Below are 1,592 nucleotides of genomic sequence, written 5' to 3' on the forward strand. Positions count from 1 at the left end.
AGGCACGTCGAGGTCTTTCAGATGGCTTGTGTAGGAACTTCCATCATCGGAAGGCCTCGACCTCTATCCAGCTATCGACGCGCCACTTCCCCGAGACCCCCGTCTACACCCTCGATTGTGAAGAGCCCCTTTGCCGGGGCCAGTCATCGCTCTTTCGCCTGGATTAATGCCAATCACAAACTCCCCGAAACCTATCATCAACTCAATAAAGCAGGAATTCACGCGCACGCGCAGTTCCAGGAATCGGTGTTGGATCAACGACGAGTGGAGGGTGATTCACCCTTACAGCCCTGGTTCCATCAAACCGGGTCAATCATGGCCGATCTTGGCACCGAACGCCAGGAAACGTATGGCCAGCGACTGGAAGAATCGCGTTCCCTGGGTTATCCGGTGGAGGTGATTGACCGGCAGCAGCTCCATAAGCTGGAACCGAGCATTGCATGGCCACAGGACTTGGAGAGCGCACTGTACTTTCCGCTGGAAGCCTGGCTCGACCAACAAGGCTTAGCCGATGAGCTACTACGTCAATTAGAGCACTACGGGGTTCGCTTGACGGTCCGGGAGGTGATCGAGGTCATTCCCGGTCCACAGGGTGCCCGTGTGGTTTTCCGCGATGGGCCCCAGACGAGGGGAGATAAGGTGGTGCTGGCAGCCGGTGCATGGTCTCGTCAGATCGGGGAACGATCCGGATTCACGATTCCGACCGCCGATCTTGGTGAGCAGAGTACCCGCACGCACTCGCTGATTGGACTGACACAGCCAACCGACGCCACGCTGAACCGCGTGATCATCAGTTCAGCGATGAATGTTCGGCCCCGAAATGATGGCCGGTTCTGGGTTCAAATCCCGGCCATGGAAGAACGCGTGGTCGAAGGCGAAACCGCCGAGCTGCTGGAGGACACCTCGACCGTGATGCGTCAGCGGTTGAGGGAGTTTTTCGGAGTCGAGATCGAACTCGAGAAGGTGTACTACTCCGGTCGCAGTTTCCCCATCGATGGACTGTCTATTGTCGGTTATCTGGATGACCACGAGACCATCTATGCCGAAGTCACCCACTCGGGCATGACGCTCGCAATGATTCTTGCTGAGCTCGTCGAGCAGGAACTCTCGGGAACACCGAGCACGATGCTCGACAATTTCCGTCCGCAACGTTTTGATCATGGAAACGCCCCCGAGGCCGACTGGGATTACTTTATCGGCAAACAGTAGTCCGCGGTCGTGGGGTCATGAAGCACACCTCCTATCCCGTGGGTCGGAGACACTGGGCTGATTGTAGCGCGTGGTGTGATCAAAGCGCGGGCTGGGTATGGTGACGGTGAACCGTTCTGGTGCTCACCCACCAACTGGATCCAACCTCGAGGAAGACTAGTCGTCCTGCGCCGGGCGAGGAGCAGATCCTGAAACCCCGGTGCGTCATCGAATGCTACAACGGCCACGCGCGCCCTATTTCACCAGGGCAAATTATGGGGGGTGTCCCTATGGTGTTTGTCAAGCCGCGGTCGGGGTGCGGGGTTCGTATAGGGTGCCTGTTTTCATCATCGCGTACATGACGTTTAGTCGACGCCGGGCTAGGCACATGATCGCTGCGTTAT

The 1,592-nt window shown here is 57.6% G+C and carries 1 protein-coding gene; it reads left to right on the plus strand.

The genetic code is table 11. The annotated features are described in order from the left end of the window. The first annotated feature begins 117 nt into the window (after positions 1 to 117). Positions 118 to 1,209, plus strand: coding sequence for an FAD-binding oxidoreductase (locus DCC25_RS11185; protein WP_158524787.1), 1,092 nt, complete (start codon positions 118 to 120; stop codon positions 1,207 to 1,209). Positions 1,210 to 1,592: the final 383 nt, after the last annotated feature.

It is taken from the genome of Auritidibacter sp. NML120636, from assembly GCF_003185945.1.
GTDB lineage: Bacteria > Actinomycetota > Actinomycetes > Actinomycetales > Micrococcaceae > Auritidibacter > Auritidibacter ignavus.